General features: G+C 72.0%; 17 protein-coding genes. 12 read left to right on the plus strand and 5 right to left on the minus strand.

Annotated features, from left to right (window positions below; all coding sequences use genetic code 11):
* Nucleotides 1-42: 42 nt before the first annotated feature.
* Nucleotides 43-1,299: an Nramp family divalent metal transporter gene (locus ACSSS0_RS13385; protein WP_487228371.1), complete on the plus strand. Its 1,257-nt coding sequence runs from the start codon at nucleotides 43-45 to the stop codon at nucleotides 1,297-1,299.
* Between the two features lie 250 nt (nucleotides 1,300-1,549).
* Here the strand turns inward: ACSSS0_RS13385 and ACSSS0_RS13390 are convergent, their stop codons facing one another.
* Complete coding sequence (locus ACSSS0_RS13390) at nucleotides 1,550-2,854, minus strand: IS256 family transposase (protein WP_487228372.1); 1,305 nt, start codon at nucleotides 2,852-2,854, stop codon at nucleotides 1,550-1,552.
* Between the two features lie 336 nt (nucleotides 2,855-3,190).
* Here ACSSS0_RS13390 and ACSSS0_RS13395 point away from each other — a divergent pair, with 336 nt between their 5' ends.
* From ACSSS0_RS13395 to ACSSS0_RS13410, 4 genes are all read left to right on the plus strand, one after another.
* Nucleotides 3,191-4,336, plus strand: a complete 1,146-nt coding sequence (locus ACSSS0_RS13395) for an acyl-CoA dehydrogenase family protein (protein WP_487228373.1) — start codon at nucleotides 3,191-3,193, stop codon at nucleotides 4,334-4,336.
* Nucleotides 4,336-5,412: an acyl-CoA dehydrogenase family protein gene (locus ACSSS0_RS13400; protein ID WP_487228374.1), complete on the plus strand. Its 1,077-nt coding sequence runs from the start codon at nucleotides 4,336-4,338 to the stop codon at nucleotides 5,410-5,412. The genes ACSSS0_RS13395 and ACSSS0_RS13400 overlap by 1 nt, the downstream gene beginning before the upstream one ends.
* 56 nt (nucleotides 5,413-5,468) lie before the next feature.
* Nucleotides 5,469-6,206, plus strand: coding sequence for an enoyl-CoA hydratase-related protein (locus ACSSS0_RS13405; protein WP_487228375.1), 738 nt, complete (start codon nucleotides 5,469-5,471; stop codon nucleotides 6,204-6,206).
* Between the two features lie 64 nt (nucleotides 6,207-6,270).
* Nucleotides 6,271-7,500, plus strand: a complete 1,230-nt coding sequence (locus ACSSS0_RS13410; RefSeq protein WP_435987431.1) for an MFS transporter — start codon at nucleotides 6,271-6,273, stop codon at nucleotides 7,498-7,500.
* 164 nt (nucleotides 7,501-7,664) lie between these two features.
* On the opposite strand, the gene ACSSS0_RS13415 is transcribed toward ACSSS0_RS13410, so the two are convergent.
* Together ACSSS0_RS13415 and ACSSS0_RS13420 are read right to left on the minus strand one after the other, a co-directional pair.
* Complete coding sequence (locus ACSSS0_RS13415; protein WP_487228376.1) at nucleotides 7,665-9,410, minus strand: MDR family MFS transporter; 1,746 nt, start codon at nucleotides 9,408-9,410, stop codon at nucleotides 7,665-7,667.
* Between the two features lies 1 nt (nucleotide 9,411).
* On the minus strand, nucleotides 9,412-9,924 hold the full coding sequence (locus ACSSS0_RS13420; protein ID WP_487228377.1) for a MarR family winged helix-turn-helix transcriptional regulator: 513 nt from the start codon (nucleotides 9,922-9,924) through the stop codon (nucleotides 9,412-9,414).
* A 232-nt stretch (nucleotides 9,925-10,156) separates the two neighbouring features.
* Between ACSSS0_RS13420 and ACSSS0_RS13425 the strand changes: the two genes are divergently transcribed.
* Nucleotides 10,157-10,912, plus strand: a complete 756-nt coding sequence (locus tag ACSSS0_RS13425) for an ANTAR domain-containing protein (protein ID WP_435987428.1) — start codon at nucleotides 10,157-10,159, stop codon at nucleotides 10,910-10,912.
* Nucleotides 10,913-11,047: 135 nt separating this feature from the next.
* Here the strand turns inward: ACSSS0_RS13425 and ACSSS0_RS13430 are convergent, their stop codons facing one another.
* Nucleotides 11,048-11,836 carry a sigma-70 family RNA polymerase sigma factor gene (locus tag ACSSS0_RS13430; protein WP_487228378.1) on the minus strand — a complete coding sequence of 263 codons (789 nt, stop codon included), beginning with the start codon at nucleotides 11,834-11,836 and terminating at the stop codon, nucleotides 11,048-11,050.
* Nucleotides 11,837-12,027: 191 nt separating this feature from the next.
* Complete coding sequence (locus ACSSS0_RS13435; RefSeq protein WP_435987426.1) at nucleotides 12,028-12,891, minus strand: maleylpyruvate isomerase family mycothiol-dependent enzyme; 864 nt, start codon at nucleotides 12,889-12,891, stop codon at nucleotides 12,028-12,030.
* 26 nt (nucleotides 12,892-12,917) lie between these two features.
* Between ACSSS0_RS13435 and ACSSS0_RS13440 the strand changes: the two genes are divergently transcribed.
* The 6 genes from ACSSS0_RS13440 (at nucleotide 12,918) to ACSSS0_RS13465 (ending at nucleotide 19,458) form a co-directional block, all read left to right on the plus strand.
* Entirely contained in the window at nucleotides 12,918-15,029 is a 2,112-nt protein-coding gene (locus tag ACSSS0_RS13440) for a bifunctional copper resistance protein CopD/cytochrome c oxidase assembly protein (RefSeq protein ID WP_487228379.1), read from the plus strand.
* A 55-nt stretch (nucleotides 15,030-15,084) separates the two neighbouring features.
* Nucleotides 15,085-15,288, plus strand: a complete 204-nt coding sequence (locus ACSSS0_RS13445; RefSeq protein ID WP_435987424.1) for a DUF6767 domain-containing protein — start codon at nucleotides 15,085-15,087, stop codon at nucleotides 15,286-15,288.
* A gap of 133 nt (nucleotides 15,289-15,421) precedes the next feature.
* A complete protein-coding gene (locus ACSSS0_RS13450) occupies nucleotides 15,422-16,228 on the plus strand; it encodes a carbon-nitrogen family hydrolase (protein ID WP_487228380.1) in 807 nt (268 codons plus the stop codon).
* On the plus strand, nucleotides 16,225-18,120 hold the full coding sequence (locus tag ACSSS0_RS13455) for an NHL domain-containing thioredoxin family protein (RefSeq protein WP_487228381.1): 1,896 nt from the start codon (nucleotides 16,225-16,227) through the stop codon (nucleotides 18,118-18,120). Before ACSSS0_RS13450 ends, ACSSS0_RS13455 begins: the two co-directional genes overlap by 4 nt.
* 66 nt (nucleotides 18,121-18,186) lie before the next feature.
* Complete coding sequence (locus ACSSS0_RS13460) at nucleotides 18,187-19,065, plus strand: hypothetical protein (RefSeq protein WP_487228382.1); 879 nt, start codon at nucleotides 18,187-18,189, stop codon at nucleotides 19,063-19,065.
* Nucleotides 19,066-19,164: 99 nt separating this feature from the next.
* The gene (locus ACSSS0_RS13465) at nucleotides 19,165-19,458 is read left to right on the plus strand and encodes a DUF6458 family protein (RefSeq protein WP_487228383.1); all 294 of its coding nucleotides are present in this window, start codon (nucleotides 19,165-19,167) and stop codon (nucleotides 19,456-19,458) included.
* Nucleotides 19,459-19,510: the final 52 nt, after the last annotated feature.

The raw sequence follows: 19,510 nt of genomic DNA on the forward strand, positions 1-19,510 counted from the left end.
GGGAGTTGGCGCGCGCGTCCCCGAGGCTCGATGCTGTGTCCCATGGGTGAGCGAGTGGCGCAGCAGCCGCGCGTGGACGACCGGTCGCCGGAGCGCGGGCTCGGCGGCACCATCGGCGCGCCCCGCACCCTCATCCCGGCGCTGCTGGCGGCCATCGCCTACGTCGACCCCGGCAACTTCGGCGTCAACATCACCTCCGGGGCCGAGCACGGCTACACGCTCGTGTGGGTCGTCGTCTTCGCGAGCTGCTCGGCCATGGTCATCCAGTACCTCGCCGCCAAGCTCGGCATGGCCTCCGGCAAGAGCCTCGCCGAGCACAGCGCCGAGCGCTTCCCGGGTGTCGGCCGGCTGCTGCTGTGGGCGCAGGCCGAGCTCGTCGTCATCATGACCGACCTCGCCGAGGTCGTCGGCGGCGCCATCGCGCTCAAGCTCCTCTTCGGCATGCCTCTCATGGCCGGGGCCGTCTGCGTGGCCGTCTTCAGCCTCGTCGTCCTCGCCCTCAAGGTCCGCGGCCGCAGCCACTTCGACTCCGTCGTGCTCGTGCTGCTCGTCGTCATCATCGGGTCGCTGTTGTGGCAGGTGCTCGTCGCGGACGTCGACCGGGTCGCGTTGCTGCGCTCGGTCGTGCCCGGGCCGCTCGACTCGTCGGCGGCCCTGCTCGCGGTCGGCATCGTCGGCGCCACGGTGATGCCGCACGCCCTGCACTTCCACTCGGCCGCGTCGCGCGGTCATGACGACGGCAGCGAGGCCAGCCACGCCGAGCGGCTGCGCAGCGGACGCCGCACGGTGCGCAGCGTCGTCATCGCCATGACGATCGCGGGGGCCGCCAACATCAGCCTCGTCGTCTTCGCGGCAGCCCTCCCCTCGGAGGCGGGCGCAAGCATCGAGACGGCGTATGCCGCCCTGGCGGCCAACGCGGGTCAGATCGCCGCGACGATGCTGGCCGTCGCGCTCCTCGCGTCGGGTCTCGCCTCGACCCTCGTCGGCGTCCAGACCGGCGACGTCGTCATGCAGGGCTTCGGCCGCCGGCCCATCGCGCCGCTCCTGCGCCGGATGCTCGCCGTCGTGCCGACGCTCGTCATCCTCGGCCTCGGCGTCGAGCCGACGAACGCGCTCGTCTGGAGCCAGGTCGTCCTGTCGTTCGCGCTGCCGGGCACGCTCGTGCCGCTCCTGCTCTTCACCCGCGACCGCCGGATCATGGGCGTGCTCGTCAACCACCGCCTGACCACGGCCGTCGCCGTGCTCATCACCGCCGTCATCGTCGGCCTCTGCGGCTACCTCGTCGCCACCGGCTTCTGACCCACCCCCGCCCCCGGTCGAGTGAGCGCCCCGTCCCACTCGAGTGGCCTCGTGGGCCCACCCGCCACAACCGGGGAGGGATCTCCCCCGTCGAGTGGCCGCGTGGCCCCACCCGCCGCATCCGGACAGGGGACCTCCCCCTCGAGTGGCCGCATGGCCCCACTCGCCGCACCCGGGCAGGGGACCTCCCCCTCGAGTGGCCGCATGGCCCGGGTCCGTCAGATGAACGGTGTAACTGGCGTTTTCATGGCTAGAGGTTCTCTGGCGCCGGCATCCGGTCGGCGAAGGTGATCGCGAACGCGTTCAACGCCGGCTTCCACCGGGTCACCCATCGTGCCTGCCCGAGCCCTTTGGGGTCCAGACTCCGGGTGACGAGGTACAACGTCTTGAGCGCGGCCTGCTCGGTCGGGAAGTGACCCTTCGCGTTCACGGCCCGCCGGTAGCGGGCGTTCAGGCTCTCGATCGCGTTCGTCGAGCAGAGCACCTTGCGGATCTCCAGGTCGTAGGCCAGGAACGGAGTGAACTGCTCCCACGCGGCCCGCCACAGCTTCGGGATCGCCGGGTAGGCCTTGCCCCACTTCTCCTCGAACTCCTCAAACGCCGCCCACGCCGCGTCCGTGGTGGGTGCTTGATAGATCGGGCGCAGGTCCTTCGCGATCGACTCCCAGTACTTCTTCGAGGCGTACCGGAACGTGCCCCGGACCAGGTGAACGATGCAGGTCTGCACGATCGCCGCCGGGAACACCGCGTTCACCGAGTCCGGCAGGCCCTTCAGCCCGTCGCAGACGATGAAGAACACGTCCACGACGCCCCGGTTGCGCAGGTCGGTCAGCACGCCCATCCAGAACTTCGCCGACTCCCCAGCACCGTTACCGGGCCATAACCCGAGCACCTCCCGATGGCCTTGCAGGTCTACGCCGATCGCGGCATAGAACGGCTGGTTGCCGACCTGCCCGTCACGGACCTTGATCATGATCGCGTCGATGAAGACCGCCGCGTACACCCGCTGCAACGGCCGCGCGGACCAGGCCTGCATGTCCTCGATCACCCGGTCGGTGATCCGGGAGACCGTGTCCTTGGACACCGACGCGCCGTAGATCTCGGCGAAGTGCGCGCTGATCTCACCGGTCGTCAGTCCGCGCGCGTACAGCGACAGCACGATCGCGTCCACATCCGTCAGGCGCCGCTGCCGCTTCCTGACGATGACCGGCTCGAAGCTGCCGTCCCGGTCCCGGGGGACCGCGACCTGGACCGGTCCCGCGTTGTCGGTCAGCACCGTCTTCGCGCGGGTCCCGTTGCGGGAGTTGCCCCCGTTCCGGCCTTCGACGGCGTGCTTGTCGTAGCCGACATGCTCGCTCATCTCCTCCTCGAGGGCGGCCTCGAGGACCTGCTTGGTGATCGCCTTCAGCAGCCCGTCCGGGCCGGTCAGCTCCTCACCCCTGGCGCGAGCGGCCTTCACCAGCTCACGCACCGCCGCACGCTCCACCTCGGCAGGTGTGAGCGCCTTCTTCGCTGCCTTCTCAAGCGGGCTCACGCCCAACAGTGTGTCGCTCATCGTGCGACCCTTCCCGCTGAACCAGTCAGCTCGTTGGGCCAGTTACACCGTTGGTCGGACAGTCTCCATGGCCCCACCCGTCCCGTGGCTGCTGGGGCACGTGAGGCGAGGGGGCCACTCGACCTGGGGCTGGTGTGACGGCGGGGCCACTCGACTGTGAACGAGCGCTCACTCGAGCGGGGCTGGGCGCTCACTCGAGCTGATGGGGTGGAGCGGGGTGCGGGAGGGGTGTGGCGGACGGCACTCGGCGGGACGGCATACGGCCTCGGGTCCCGCGAGGGACCGTGTGGGAGAGTGGCGCACGAACCGCTGCGACGTCGCGTGAGGAAGGTGAGCATGGCCCGTCTCGTCCCTCCGGGTGTGCGCGAGCTGCCCGCGCTGACCGAGCTGCGTCTCGAGGTGCGCGCCTTCCTCGCCGAGCAGGTCGCGGCCGGCGCGTTCGTGCCGCACGTCGACACGTGGCTGACCCGCTGGGACCGCGACTTCACCCGCGAGCTCGGGCGGCGCGGCTGGCTCGGCATGGTCATCCCGACGGAGTACGGCGGCCAGGGACGCACCTTCCTCGAGCGCTTCGTCGTCACCGAGGAGCTGCTCGTCGTCGGGGCTCCCGTCGCGGCCCACTGGATCGCCGAGCGCCAGATCGGCCCGTCGCTGCTGCGCTACGGCACCGAGGAGCAGAAGCAGGCGTTCCTGCCCGGGATCAGCCGCGGCGAGGTCGTCTTCGGCATCGGGATGAGCGAGCCGGACTCGGGCTCCGACCTCGCGAGCGTCCGCACGCGCGCCGAGCGGGTCGACGGCGGCTGGCGGCTCACCGGCACCAAGGTGTGGACCTCCGGCGCCCACGAGGCCGACGCGTTCTTCGCGCTCGCCCGGTCCGCGCCGCTCGACCCGGCCCACCGCCACGAGGGGCTGAGCCAGTTCATCGTCGACCTCCGGGCGCCGGGCGTCACGATCCGCCCGATCATCTCGATGGGCGGCGACCACCACTTCAACGAGGTGCACCTCGACGGCGTCCTCATCCCCGACGACCGTGTGCTCGGGGAGGTGGGGGAGGGGTGGTCGCAGGTGACGTCCGAGCTCGCCCACGAGCGCAGCGGGCCCGAGCGCGTCCTGTCCACCTTCCAGCTCCTCGCCGCCGCCGCGCAGGCCATGGACGACGGCCGCCTGCCCACCGACCCGGGCCTGGGCCGCCACGTCGCCCGGGTCGCGGCCCTACACCACATGTCGTTCGCCGTCTCGACCGCGCTCGAGAACGCCGAGGACGCCGACACCGCAGCCGCGGTCGTCAAGGTGCTCGGGACCACGGGCGAGGGCGACATCGCCGACTACGTCGACACGCTGACCGCGACGGGCTGGGCCCTCGACGAGGAGCTCGACACGCTCCTGCACGCGGCGATCCTCCAGCGTCCCGGCTTCACGCTCCGTGGCGGCACCAACGAGATCCTCCGCGGCGTCATCGCCCGCGGTCTGGGGATGCGCTGATGACCGACCTCCGCGACCTCGCCGCCCCCACGACGCCGGACCCCGACCTCGTCGCGGTCCTCACCGACCTCTTCGCCGACTACCGCGCCACCCGCGCGACGCCCACCGCCGTCGTCGACCTCGACCGCGGCCTGTGGCAACGCCTCGAGGACCTCGGCCTGACCCGCCTCACGGGCACGGAGTCAGCCGGCGGCAGCGGCGGAGGCTGGGTCGACGCCGCGGCCCTGCTCGGCCTCGCCGCCGGGTCCGCCGCCCCGGTGCCGCTCGCCGAGCACGACGTGCTCGGCGGCTGGCTCCTCGAGGCGGCCGGGCTGCCCAACGACGGTGGCCTGCGGACCGTATGCCGTCCCGACCCGTCCGGGGTCGCCCTCAACGTCACGTGGGCGCGCGACGCGAGCAGCATCGTGGCCCTCTGGGAGGACCGTGACCAGTGGCGGGTCGCCGACGTGCCGATCGACCGGGTCGGCGTCGAGGAGCGCCGCAACCTCGCCGGGGAGCCCAGTGACACGGTCGAGTTCGACCTCGACGACCTCGAGGCCGGCACCGTGGTGGACCACGCGATCGGCGAGCAGTTCCACCTCCGCGGGGCGCTGGCCCGCTCGGCCCAGGTCGTCGGGGCCATGGAACGCGTCGTCGACGTCGTCCTCGAGCACGTGCGCGAGCGCGAGCAGTTCGGCCGACCGATCGGGCGGTTCCAGGCGGTGCAGCACCTCGTGTCCGACATCGCCTGCGAGACGGCCCTGGCCCGTGCCGCCACCGACGCCGCCGTCGCCCGGGCGGCCGCGTCCGACTGGACCGACCCCGGGATGCTCTTCGCCGTCGGCGTCGCCAAGTCGTGCGTCGGGCACGCCGCCTCGGTCGTCGTCCGTGGCTCGCACCAGGTGCTCGGGGCGATCGGCACGACCCTCGAGCACGAGCTGCACACCCTGACCCGCCCGATCCTCGCCCGGCGCAGCGAGTACGGCTCGCTCCAGGACTGGGACGAGACCCTCACGGCGCTCGCCTCGTCGGCCGGCCACGACCGTCTCTGGACCCTCATCACGACGGGCCGTGCCAAGACGCAGCGCGCCCGCTGAAAGACCCTCACGCACCTGAACCGCCGACGTGGCTGGTAGGCAAGGAGATTCGCCGCATGACCGAGATCCGCTACGACGTGACCGACGGCGTCGCGCTCATCACCCTCGACGCGCCCGAGCGCCGCAACGCGCTGTCCGTCGAGATGTCGCGCGCGCTCATCGACGCCGCCCGCACGGCCGAGACCGACGACGAGGTCGGCGCCGTCGTCGTCACGGGCGGGGCCCACTTCTGCGCGGGAGCGGTCCGCAGCGTCCTCGCCGACACGGGTCGTGACCCCGTGGAGGACGAGGCCTACCGCGACCTCGAGACCGTCTATGCCGCCTTCACGACGATCGGCGCGGTCGCCGTCCCGACCGTCGCGGCCGTGCGCGGCGCCGCGGTCGGCGCCGGCCTCAACCTCGCCCTCGCCACCGACCTGCGCATCGTCTCGCGCACGGCCCGGCTGCTCCCGGGCTTCGCCCAGATCGGCATCCACCCCGGTGGGGGCCACTTCACGCTCATCAACCGCGTCGCCGGGCGCGAGGCCGCCGCGGCCCTCGGTCTCTTCGGCGACGAGGTCGACGGCGACCGCGCGGTGGCGCTGGGACTCGCCTGGGCGGCATACGACGACGGTGACGTGCTGGACGAGGCGATGGCGATCGCCGGACGCGTCGCCAAGGACCCGGCGCTCGCCCGACGGACGGTCGCGAGCTTCCGTCGCGAGACGGCGCCCGGGGGTCTGCCCTGGGACGTCGCCGTCGAGCTCGAGCGCTCGCCGCAGATGTGGTCGCTGCGCCGCAAGCACGGGGTGTGAGGCACGCCTCACCACGAAACGGGCATTTCGGATCCTCCGGGGTCGTGGTGCAAGGATGGGGAAGTTGGCCGTCCCCCACCGCGAAGGAGCACCAGTGCTGGCGTCCTACCGACCTCTCTTCGAGGTACCGGGGGCACGCGTCTTCATCACCGGCGGGCTGATCGCCCGCTCGGCAGGCTCGATGTTCGCCGTGTCCGTGGTCGCGATGGTCGCGGCACGCACCGGCTCCTACGCGCTCGCCGGAGCCGTGGTGGCGGTCGGCATGGTCTCCCTGGCGCTCTGTGCGCCCTTCCTCGGCCGGCTCGTCGACCGCTACGGCCAGCGCCGGGTCGCCATCCCCTTCTTCCTCTGGTCGGGCTTCTGGGTCGTCATGACCCTGCTCGTCTCGATGCGGGGGTGGCCGTCGTGGCTGCTCTTCATCACCTTCCCGCTGTGCGGGGCCATCCCCAACCTCGGCACGATGGCCCGCGCCCGGTGGTCGCACATCTTCGCCGACGACCCGAAGAACCTCCACGCGGCGATGTCGTTCGAGCAGGTCATGGAGGAGGTCACCTTCGTCATCGGCCCGGTCCTCGCGATCTGGCTCTCGACGACGCTCTTCCCCGAGGCCGGCTTCGCCTTCGCCGCGCTCGCCTACACGGTGGGCGTCCTGACCTTCATCTCGGCGCGCTCGACCGAGCCACCGGTCGTCCCGCACCACGAGCGCCCGACCGAGCACGCCTACACCGTGCCGGGCCTCATCCCGCTCGCCTTCATCATGGTGATGACGGGCGCGATCTTCGGCGTCAACGAGGTCGTGACGCTCGCCGTCGCCCAGGAGGCGGGTGCCCCGAGCGCCGCCGGCGCCATCCTCGCGTTGTATGCCGTGGGGTCGGCCTCCGCGGGCCTCGTCTTCGGGCACGTCTCGCACGGCCGCAGCCTCGTCAAGCTCCTCATCGCCGGGACGTTCGGGATGGCGGTCCTCGAGATCCCGGTGCTCTTCGCCGGCAACCTCTGGATCCTCGCCGGTCTCATGCTCGTCGCGGGCATGGCCACCGCGCCCACCCTCATCACGACGATGAACCTCATCGAGCGCATCGTCCCCAAGGCCCAGCTCAACGAGGGCATGACGATCGTGCTCACGGGCCTGATCATCGGGATCGCCGCCGGCTCCGCCGTGTCCGGCACCGTCGTCGACCACGTCGGCCCGCAGCACGGCTACTGGGTCGCGATCATCGCCGGCGGCTTCGCCTTCGTCATGGCCCTCGGCACGCGCGCGTTCCTCACCCGCCGCGAGCTGCACGACCTCCGCTGACCCGAGCCCACGGCATACGCCCTCCGGCTCGAACCGTCGAAAGGCCACGTTTCGCGGGTGCCAACACGTCAAAAGGCCACTTCTCTGACGAGAAGTGGCCTTTCGACTGCTACGAGGCCACAGATCGTGGCCTCTCGACGGTTGAGCTGGGCGGAGCCCCTGGCTCAGTGGCCTGCGGGGGCCACCACGACGTCCTCGTCCTTCGCCGGGGCCGCCTGGCCGGGCTTGGGGCCGAGGTCGATGTTCGGCAGGAAGAGCGTCGCGATGAACGCGAAGACGAGCACCCCGGCCGCGACGACGAAGACGACCGACATGGCGTCGGAGAAGCCGACGAGGAACGGCTGCGCCAGGCGCGGGTCCAGCTCGTTGATGAACGAGCTGTCCGAGAGGGCTGCCCCGCCGACGCCCGCACCCGTGCCGCCGGACTGCTGCGCGGCCTGCAGCTGCTCGATGAACGCCTTGTTCGCGGCCGGGTCGCCGCCGGTCGGGTTGCGCAGGGCCGCCTGGAAGGCCGGCGTCGGCGAGATCGCCGTGAACGCCTCGGAGATCTTCGTGCCGGCCTGCGAGAAGAGGATCGACAGGAAGACCGCGGTGCCGAGCGTGCCACCGATCTGGCGCGTGAACGTCGCGGAGGACGTGGCCACGCCCATGTCGCGGCGGTCGACGGCGTTCTGCACGGCGAGGGTCAGCGGCTGGAAGTTGAAGCCCAGACCGATGCCGAAGAAGAACATCCCGATCATCGTCTTCCACAGCGGGGTGTCCGCGCCGACGAAGTGGAAGCCGTAGAGCGACAGGACGAGGATCGCCGCTCCCATGATGGGGAAGTGGCGGTAGCGACCGGTCCGGGAGATGAGCTGGCCCGAGATGATCGAGCCGGCCATGATCCCGAGGGTCATCGGGAGCAGCTGGAGGCCGGCCTGCGTCGGGCTCGACCCCTTGACGATCTGCAGGTAGAGCGGGATCGCGGCGAGACCGCCGAACATGCCCATGCCGATGAACACCGAGGCGACCGACGACGACGCGACGGTGCGGTTCGTGAAGAGCCGCAGCGGGATGAGTGCCTCCTCGCCCATGGCGCGCTCGAAGAGGAAGAACGCGACGAGACCCACGAGGCCGATGGCGTAGCAGGTGATGGACGTCGCCGAGTCCCAGCCCCACTCGCGGCCCTGCTCGGCCACGATGAGCAGCGGCACGAGCGCGACCGAGAGGCTGAGCGCTCCCCAGTAGTCGATGCGGTGGTCGAGGCGCGTGTGCTTGAGGTGCAGGGTGCGGGTCACGACGATGAGGGCCGCGACGGCGATCGGCACGTTGACGAGGAAGACCCAGCGCCAGCCGGTGACGCCGAGGATCGTCTCCTGGCCGGCGAAGAAGCCGCCGATGACCGGGCCGAGCACGCTCGAGGTGCCGAAGACGGCGAGGAAGTAGCCCTGGTACTTCGCGCGCTCACGCGGCGGCACGATGTCGCCGATGATGGCGAGCGCCAACGAGAAGAGGCCACCGGCGCCGATGCCCTGGACGGCGCGGAAGGCCGCGAGGGACGGGATCGACCACGCGAGCGTGCAGAGCATCGAGCCGAGCGTGAAGATCGTGATGGCGAAGATGAAGAGCTTCTTGCGCCCGTAGATGTCGCCGAGCTTGCCGTAGAGCGGCGTCGCGATGGTGCTCGTGATGAGGTATGCCGTCGTGACCCAGGCCTGTCCGGCGAGGTCGTTGAGGTCGTCGGCGATGACGCGCATCGCGCTCGCGACGATGGTCTGGTCGAGCGCGGCGAGGAACATCCCCATCATGAGCCCGACGAGGATGGTCAGGATCTCCTTGTGGGAGAGCACCGGTCGCGGGTCGGGGCCTGCACCGGCGGGTGAGTCCGCGGTCGCGTCGACGCGCGGCGGCTCGGCGGTGGTGTCGGACATGTCAGTCCTCTTTCTGCTTCTGGGCTCTGGTGGAGTCGAAGGGCATGGGGGGCGGCGCTGCACCCCGGGCCCGGAGGTTGGCGTCGAGCGCGTCGCCGAGCTCGCGGAGCCGGTCGACGAACTCCTCGGTGGCGGGGCCGTCCCAGTCGGAGAGCAGCCCCTGGAACCACGTGGCGCGGCTGGCCTGGATGCGGCCGACGGCCGCGCGGCCGTGCTCGGTCAGGGAGACGACCCAGGCTCGACCGTCGCTGGGGTCGGCGCTCTTCTCGAGCAGGCCGCTCGTGACGAGCGAGCTGACCTGGCGGCTCACGGTGGAGACGTCGTTGTGCAGCGTCGTCGCGAGCTCGGAGATGCGGACCGTGCCCTGGCTTGCGACGACGAAGAGCACGGGGTATGCCGTGACGTCCACGCCGTCCTCGAGCCGCGGAGCGGTGTGCTTGGCCGCGACGAGCAGCTTCTGGACGCGCAGGAGCCCGAGGAAGACGTCGTTCGCCTCGTCCTTGCTCACCGCCATCGCGCGCCCCCTCGGCCAACTACTTGCTTGCAGCACGCAAGTATTTGCCGGCGCGGGCCTGGTGTCAACTTGCATGTCCAAGGTTTGTCCAGCCATCGGATCCCCTCGCCACGCACGGGACTCATGTGGTTGTCTGTGGTCTCGCGCCCTCGGGGAGGTGCGAGGATGACTCACGCGCCCGAACCGTCCAGCAGTGTGCGGAAATCCCCGGGCCAGATGTGCAGGGAGTGACATGACGAGCGACGTTCCCGTCGATCCGACGATCAACGACGCCTTCCGACAGATGTCGGCCCTGATCTACGCCGGGGCCGACGCCGGCTCGATCCACCAGTCGCTCGTCGACTCAGCCCACCGGCTCGTCGAGGGCTGCGACCGCGCCTCGCTACTCGTGCGCACGCGCGACCGCTACGTCACGGCCGCCAGCACCGACGACATCGCCCGGCGCATCGACCAGATCGAGCTCGAGGTCGGCGAGGGCCCCTGCGTCGACGCCATCGTCTCCGAGGCCTACCAGCACGACGCCGACCTCACCGACGCCAAGACCCCGTGGCCGCGCTTCACCGAGCGCATCGTCGCCGAGACGCCGGTCCGGTCGGCCATCGGCTACCGCCTCCTCCTCGAGGGCGACAAGGTCGGTGCCCTCAACCTCTTCTCGGACACCCCCGGCGGACTCACCTCGAAGTCGGCCGACGTCGGTGCCGTCATCGCCTCGTTCGCCTCGGTCGCGCTCATGGCGATCCGGGCGCGCGAGGAGGCGGCGACCCTGCGACAGGGGCTGACGAGCAACCGCGAGATCGGCAAGGCCGTCGGGCTGCTCATGGCCGCGCATCACATCACCGGCCAGGAGGCGTTCGAGCTGCTGCGCAGCACCTCGCAGGAGCTGAACATGAAGCTGGCCCAGGTGGCCTCGCAGGTGATCGAGGGCCAGGAGTCGCAGTTCGGCCACGCCGGCCCGGGTGGCGGCGCCACCGCGGACTCGCAGGTCTGACCGGGCCGGGTCCCGGCTCCCGGCTCCCGGCTCCCGGCTCCCGGCTCAAGAGCGCATCCCGGAGGGGCCCACGAACGACGAGTGGCCCCGACGCGCCTCACGGGCGTCGGGACCACCGGACGGAGCTGCGGAGGGTCAGGCCGAGGCCATGCCCTCCGCGGACAGCTGGCGGCGCAGCTCGTCGAGCGTGCGGCGGAGCAGACGGCTCACCTGCATGGCGCTGAGCCCCATGGACTCGGCGATCTCGGCCTGCGTCATGTCGCCGCCGAACCGGAGCTCGACGAGCTTCTGGTCCCGGGCGGGCAGCCGCCCGAGGGCCGTGCGCACGACGATGCTCTCGTCGAGCGCCGGGTCGGACCCCGAGTCGCCTCGCGCGTCGATCAGGTCGAGGACCGGGCGGCCCCCGTCCGCCGTCGTCGCGTCGAGGGAGGCCGGGCGCAGGTTGGTCGCCGCGACCTGGGCCTCCTTGACGGCTTCGAGGGTGATGTCGAGCTCGTCGGCGAGCTCGCCGACGTCCGGGTCGTGGCCGAGCCGCTGCTCGAGCCGTGACCTCGTGTCGGTGACGAGCTGGCGTCGCTCCTGCAGCTCGCGCGGCGGGCGGACGAGCCAGCCGTGGTCGCGGAAGTGGCGGCGCAGCTCACCGGTGATGGTGGGCGTCGCGTAGGCGCCGAACTCGGTCGGCTTGGACAGGTCGAACCGCTGGAGGGCCTTGAGCAGTGCGAGGAACGCGACCTGCTCGAGGTCCTCTCGGTCGAGGCCCTTGCCCGAGTAGCGGTGGGCGAGAGAACGGGCGAGCGGCATGTGCAGCACGGTCACGGTCTCGAGGGCGGTGGCGCGCTCGGACGGCGAGTCCGACGTGCGCAGGGTCTTGATGAGCTCTCTGGTTCGCGCATCCTTGCGCGGACCCACGGATGGGTCGGTCATTTCAACTCCGATGGATCGGATCCCCGATGCGGCGCTGGCTTGACCGACTACCAATGACGCTAGGCCGTTGCCCCTATATACACAAGGTGGACTTCGACCCCGTCGAGGGGTCCGGAGGTGTATACGCGGGCGCGAGCAGCGCGGAGCCCGCGGGTGTTCCCGAAGGAGGGCTGCCGACAGGCGCCCGCTCCTCAGTGCGTGACGACGACGAGCGCCTCGAGCACCCGCCGGGCGATCTCCTCGTCACCGGTGACGGTGTAGTGGATCTCGTCGACCCCACGCCGTCCGGCAGCGCGTCTCGTCAGCGCATCTGTCGTGAGGTGGATCGACGTGACGTCGAGCTGCTCCTCGCCCTCGGGTCGGTCGTTTCCGCTGAAAAGCGCTTCCCCGTAAGGGCGCCCGTCGTCGCCGGTGATGATGCGCACCCCACCGCGCGCGACGACGGGACCGCTCACGTCGAGCACGACGGCATGGCCGGCGCCGATGCCGGCGACGCGCGAGGCGATGCGCGGGAGGGCGGCGAGGATGTCGGCGGTGAAGACCGCGGCGCTCGCGGAGTCGAGGTTGCCGGGGCGGTCGAGGGCGGCGCGGAGGTCCTGCTCGTGCACCCAGGCATCGACGATGCGGCGGTGCAGGTGTTGGCCGAACGTCGTCTCGGGGCCGAAGAAGCCGCCGATCACGGTGTCGACGTCGGCGTCCGACGCGCGCAGGTCGGCGACGCGCTGCGGGTGGAACTCGGCGAGCTCGGCCACGACCTCGCGCCCTGACATCCCGCGCCGGGCCTCGACGTCGACCTCGACGTAGCGGGCGAAGTCGCTGTGGACGTGCGGGTAGTCCGGGACGTCGACCTGCGGACGGGGCATCCCGGCGAAGGACTTCTCGGCTCCGACGATGTGGGCGATCTGGTCCTTGACGGTCCAGCCGGGGCACTCCGTCTGGATCTCGAAGTCCTCGTCTCGGCAGGAGTGCCCGAGGTCGATGATCGACTGCACGGAGTGGTCGAACGCGTCGATCAGTCCGTTGCGGTCGTCGGGGGCGGCCGGGTGCATGGGCATGTCATCAGACTACTTACCCTTGAGGCATGCCAACCCTGCAGCGAGACGGTCTCGCCGGTCCGCGGACGGGTCCCGCCTCCCCGCGGTCCGGCGGTGTCGCGGCGGTCCTCGCCGGCGTCGTCGTCGTCGGCCTGCTCGCGAGCCTCGTCGCCGCCCGGTACACCGGAGCAGCCGCCCCGCTGCCCGGCGGTCTGACCGACGCGGGCCCGGTCGTGCGCTGGGCGCTGCCGCTCGTCCGGGTCGTCCACGACGTCGCCGCCTCGCTCACCATCGGCTCGCTGCTCCTCGCCGCGACGATGATCCCGGGCCGCACCCGCGCCGAGAGCGCCGCGCTCGACGAGCCGCGCCGCACGGCGGCCTTCCGGGTCGCCACGTCGGCGGCGTTCGTCTGGGCCGTGGCCGGGGCCGTCGGCGTCGTCTTCACGTTCGCGGACGCCGCGGGTATGCCGCTCAGTGACCCCCTCTTCGGCCGCAACCTCACCGGGTCGGTGTGGTCGATCGAGCCGCTCCGGGTGGGGCTCATCAGCACGGTCGTCGCTTTCGTCGTCGCATCCGTCGCCGCCGTGGGCCGTTCCCGCGCGGTGGCTCTGGCACTGACCGTCGTCTCGGCGTTCGGCCTGCTCGTCCTCGGCCTCGCAGGCCACGCGGGCGGCTCCGCCGACCACGAGACCGCCGTCAACGCCATCGCCGCCCACCTGCTGAGCGCCGCCGTCTGGGTCGGCGGCCTCCTCGCGCTCATCGTGCTGCGCCGTCCCCTCGGCGATGCCCTGGGCGTCGTCGCGCGCCGCTACTCGACCGTCGCCCTCTGGTGCTTCGTCACGCTCGGGGTCTCCGGGGTCATGTCGGCGACGACCCGGCTCGGGTCGTGGTCCGACCTGGCCACGCCCTACGGCGTCCTGGTCCTCGTCAAGGTGCTGGCCTTCGCGGTCCTGGGCGTCGCCGGCGTCTGGCACCGGCGCGTCACCCTCGACCGCATCGACGCGACCGGCACCTCAGGCGCAGGCACGTCGGGCACGGACGCCTCGGGCGCCGACGCCCTGCGGGGACTCCGGGGGCGGCTCTTCGTGCGCCTCGCGGTCGCCGAGTCGCTCGTCATGGCGCTCGCGTTCGGTGTCGCGACCGCGCTCGCGCGCAGCGAGCCCCCCGTGCCCGAGACGGTCTCCGACCCGAGCGCCGCGCTCTCGCTGACCGGCTACCCCGCACCTGCCGCCCCGACGGCCCTGTCGTGGCTCACGGCCTGGCGGGTCGAGTGGCTGTTCCTCGCCACGGGCCTGCTCGCGATCGGGCTCTACGTCGCCGGCGTCGTGCGCCTGCGCCGCCGCGGCGACGCCTGGCCCGTGATGCGCACGCTCAGCTGGGTCGTCGGCTGGCTGCTCTTCCTCTACGCCACCAACGGGGTGCTCGGCATCTACGGCCGGGTCGCCTTCTCGTGGCACATGACGCTGCACATGCTCGAGGCGATGGTCGTCCCGATCTTCCTCGTGCTCGGTGCGCCGGTGACGCTCGCGCTGCGCACCGTCCGGCCGCGCCGGGACGGCACGCTGGGCCCGCGCGAGATGCTCCTCTCGCTCGTCCACTCCAGGTTCCTCGCCGTCGTCGGCAACCCGGTCTTCGCGGCCGTCCTCTTCTTCATGAGCCTCGTCGTCTTCTACTGGACGGGGCTGTTCCAGCTCGCCCTGCAGACGCACACGGGGCACCTGCTCATGACCGCCCACTTCGTCCTCACGGGCTACCTCTTCGCGTGGGTGCTCGTCGGGGTCGACCCCGGCCCCAAGCGCTGGAGCCCGGCGCTGCGCCTCGTCGTGCTCTTCGCGACGATCTCCTTCCACGCCTTCTTCGGGGTCGCGATGATCAGCGGCACCACCCTGCTCGGCGGCGACTTCTTCGAGACGATCAAGATCCCCTGGGTCACGGACCCTCTCGCCGACCAGCGCTACGGCGGCGGTGTCGCGTGGGCCATCGGCGAGCTGCCCAGCCTCGTGCTCGCGCTCACCGTCGCCCTGCAGTGGTTCCGCACCGACAGCGCGGAGTCGGTGCGGCAGGACCGCCGGGCCGACCGTGACGGCGATGCCGAGCTCACGGCATACAACGAGCGGCTGGCCGCGCTCGCCCGCCGTGACGAGGGCTCCCGGCGCTGACCCGCGCACCCGACCTTGCTACTACGACCTGTAGTATCGAGGTCGAGGAGGCCGCATGTCGCAGCGAACGTCGAATCCCCGGTGCCCGGTCCGGCTCGGTGAGCCGTGCACCCTGTGCTTCCCGGGGGCGAGCGGACCGCAGGACTGCGGACTCGTCTACCTCGTCCGGACCGACCCGGAGCTGCGCGAGGAGCTCGCGGAGCGGCGCCGCGAGCGCCATGCGGCGCAGCTCGGCACCCCGCCTGCTGCAGCCTCCTGACCCGGCCCGTCGCGTCGTGCGCAAGCGTCCGGACGGAGAACCCGACCGCGGCCGTGTGCCGTGAGCCCCGACGCGCTGCCCGGGTGACGGGACCGTGCGCCAGGGCGCCACGCGGGCGTGTGAGAGTTGGACCATGAAGGTTGCGCTCATCCAGCTGGCCTACGGCGACGACGAGTTGGTCGCCGACCGCACCACTCGCGTCGCGGACCTCGTGCGCGCCCAGGCGGGCCACGACCTCGTCGTCCTCCCCGAGCTCTGGCCGGCGGGCGGCTTCGACTACACGGCGTGGGACGAGCGGGCCGAGGCCGTCGACGGTCCCGTCGCGCAGGCGCTCGCCGCCGCGGCCCGCGACGCGCGCGTGACCCTGCACGGCGGGTCGATCGTCGAGCGAGCCGAGCCGACCGAAGCCGGCGGTCGTGGCCTGTGGAACACGAGCCTCGTCTTCTCGCCCGAGGGCGAGCTCGTCGCGACCTACCGCAAGATCCACCGCTTCGGCTTCGGCGAGGGCGAGCCGAGCCTCATGGACGCAGGCGAGGAGCTCGTCGTCGTCGACGTGCCCGTCGCCGACGGCGGCACCGTCCCGGTCGGCCTCTCCACGTGCTACGACCTGCGCTTCCCCGAGCTCTACCGGCGCCTCCTCGACCGCGGGGCCGAGGTCTTCGTGATCCCGGCGGCCTGGCCGCGCAAGCGCGTCGCGCACTGGACCCTGCTCGGCCAGGCTCGGGCCGTCGAGGACCAGTGCGTCGTGATCCAGTGCAACACCGCGGGCACGCACGCCCGCCACGAGATGGGCGGGCACTCGCAGGTGGTCGCCGCCACCGGGAAGGTTCTGGCCGCCGCCGGCCTTGACGAGGAGGTGCTGAGCATCGACATCGACACCGCGGCGACGCCGGAGTGGCGCCGCACCTTCCCCGTGCTGACCGACCGGAGGCTCCCGTGAGCGCCGGCGCCGGGGTGGAGCCCGCCTCGCTGCGTTCCCGCGTCAGGGTCCGGGCGCCCGAGCTCGTCGGCCGCGGGTGGCTCAACACCGGCGGCCGCTCGCTGTCCCTCGCCGACCTGCGCGGCCGCGTCGTCGTCCTCGACTTCTGGACCTTCTGCTGCGTCAACTGCCTCCACGTGCTCGACGAGCTGCGGCCGGTCGAGGGGCAGTTCCCCGACGCGCTGACGATCATCGGCGTCCACTCGCCGAAGTTCGAGCACGAGGCCGATGCCGACGCGCTGGTCGCCGCCGTCGAGCGGTATGCCGTCCACCACCCCGTGCTCGACGACCCCGAGCTCGTGACGTGGAAGGCCTACGCCGCCCGCGCCTGGCCCACGCTCGTCGTGCTCGACCCCGAGGGTTACGTCGTCGCGTCGATGTCGGGGGAGGGGCACGGGCCCGGTCTCGCGTCCCTGGTCAGGGAGCTCGTCGAGGAGCACCGGGCCAAGGGCACGCTCCAGCCCGGCGACGACCCCTACGTCCCGCCGCCCGCGCCCGACACGGCGCTGCGCTTCCCGGGCAAGGCGGTCACCCTGCCCGACGGGTCCTTCGTCGTCAGCGACACGGCCGACCACGAGGTCGTGCACCTCGAGGAGGACCTGGAGACCGAGCGCGCCCGCTGGGGTGGCGAAGGCGTCCTCAACGAGCCGCAAGGTGTCCTGCTCGCGACGCCCGAGGTGGCCGACCGGCTCGGCATCGACCTGCTCGTGGCCGACTCCGTCAACCACCAGCTCAAGGGGATCCGCTTCTCCGACGGGTCGGTCCACGTCGTGGCCGGCACCGGTTCGCAGCTGCGCGAACGCACCGGCGGGGGCCCCGCCCTCGAGCAGGCGCTGTCGACGCCGTGGGACCTCGCCTGGCTCGGCGGCCGGCTCATCGTCGCGATGGCGGGCACCCACCAGCTGTGGGCGTGGACGCCCGGTGCCACGCTCGAGGACGGTCACGTCGAGGTCGTCGCGGGCACGTCCAACGAGGGACTCGTCGACGGGCCCGCGCGCGAGGCGTGGTTCGCCCAGCCGTCCGGGCTCGCCGCCTCCGCCTCCGGCGACCGCGTCTGGGTGGCCGACTCCGAGACCTCCGCCCTGCGGTCGGTGACGACGGACGCCGACGGCGGCCTCGTCGTCGAGACCCACGTCGGCACAGGGCTCTTCGACTTCGGGCACCGTGACGGCGACGCCGCCGAGGCGCTGCTCCAGCACCCGCTCGGGGTCACCGAGCTGCCCGACGGGTCCGTCGCCGTCAGCGACACCTACAACGGGGCGGTCCGACGCTTCGACCGGGTGACGGGTCAGGTGTCGACGCTGGCCCAGGGGCTGTCCGAGCCGAGCGACGCCGTCGTCGAGCACGACCCCGACACCGGCGAGGTGCGCCTCGTCGTCGTGGAGTCCGCCGCCCACCGCCTCACCCGGGTGGCCCTGCCCGAGGCCGCCCAGCGTGTCGACGGACCCGCTCACCGCACCCAGCGGCCACCGACGCCGCTACCCGCCGGCGAGGTCGCCCTCGAGGTGACATTCGTGCCGCCGACCGGGCAGAAGCTCGACCTGCGGTGGGGAGACCCGACGCGCCTCGACGTGTCCGCGACGCCCGACGCCCTCCTCGTCTCCGGCGCCGGGCGGGCCGAGGGCCTGACGCGGACGCTCGTGCTGCGCGACGGCATCGGGTCAGGCACGCTCCACATCTCGGTGCAGGCCGCCGCGTGCGACGGGGACCCCGAGACGGGCGAGGTGCCCGAGCACGCCGCGTGCCACCTCTTCCAGCAGGACTGGGGGATCCCGGTCACCCTCGACCTCAGCGCCGATGCCACACTGACTCTCGACCTCCGGGGGGTCCAGGCCGGGGACCAGCCGACCTGACCCGACCCGGGAGGTCGGGAGGTCGGGGCGAGACCAGCGGACGACGACGACGACAAGGCGGCAGGCGTGGCACGACAGGCATCCGGTGGCGGCGGACGTTCGGTCCTCTCGGCGGTGTGCGGGTTGCTGGCCATCGTGCTGCTGCCCGTCTCGCTCCTCGGCTTCTGGGCGTCGGTCATGCTGACGCGCACCGACGTCTTCGTCGAGGAGCTGCGGCCCGTGGTCACCAAGCCGCAGGTGCAGGAGGCTCTCACCGACGGCGTCGTCCAGGGCGTCCTCGGCGCGGTCGACCTCCAGCCGGCCATCGAGAAGGCCCTCGAGGCGCCGATCCGCACCCAGGCGGCCGCCCTCGTCGCGAGCCCGCAGGTCACCGCCGCATGGACCACCGGCATCCGGGCGCTCCACACGCAGTTCATCGCCGTCATGGAGGGTCGGGCCGACACGAAGCTCGACGACCAGGGGCGCGTCTCGGTGCGCCTGACGATCCCCGTCCCGGCCCTGACCTCGACACTCGAGCAGGCGGGGGTGCCCGACGCGGGGTCGATCGCGCCGGTCGTGACGATCCCCCTCGTCAAGGCCACCGACCTGCAGAAGGCGCAGGTGGCATACCGCATCGCCGACGCCTGGGGACCCTGGGCGCCGCTCGTCGTGGGGGCCCTCGCGCTGCTGTCGATCGCGCTGGCGCGGCGCTGGCGCACAGCGACGACGCTCATCGCGATCGGCTGGATCGCGACGTCCCTCGCGCTCGCCCTCGTCGTCATGGTGTCGCGCGAGCCGCTCATGCGCCGCGTCGACCCCGAGGTGGCGCGCACCATCGCCGACGCCGCCTACGGCCTCGCTGCGCGAAACCTCTACTACGAGATCGTGATCGCCGTGGGTGTGGGGGTCGTCATGCTCGTCGTCTCCGCGGTGTCGCTGGCGTTCGGGCGCCGCCGCGCCCGCTGATCCCGGCCCCGCGGTCGCCGGGAACGTGACGGTGGGCCCGCCTGCGGGTATGTGCCACGCAGGTGCGCGTCCAGGGCGTACCCCAGCCAAGGAGACCTCATGGGTATCGGACTCGGGATCTTCCTGCTCGTCGTCGGCGCGATCTTCTACTTCACGAACATCGACTCCAGCGTCCTCAACATGAGCAGCAGCACGGGCAACACGATCGGGATCATCCTCATGGTGGCCGGCGCGCTCGCGATCATCCTCGCGCTCGTCCTCAACGCCCAGCGCGCGCGCACCCAGCACACCGTCGTCACCGAGCGCCGTGGCGCCCCCGACGTCGTCGAGCGCCGGGTCGACGGCGACGAGGTCGTCGAGCGGCGCGTCGAGCCCCGCGACGGGACCATCTAGACCGTCGAAAGGCCACGAACCGGGCCCCACACGTCGAGAGGCCACGAACCGG

Source organism: Terrabacter sp. R4-6 (genome assembly GCF_057529065.1).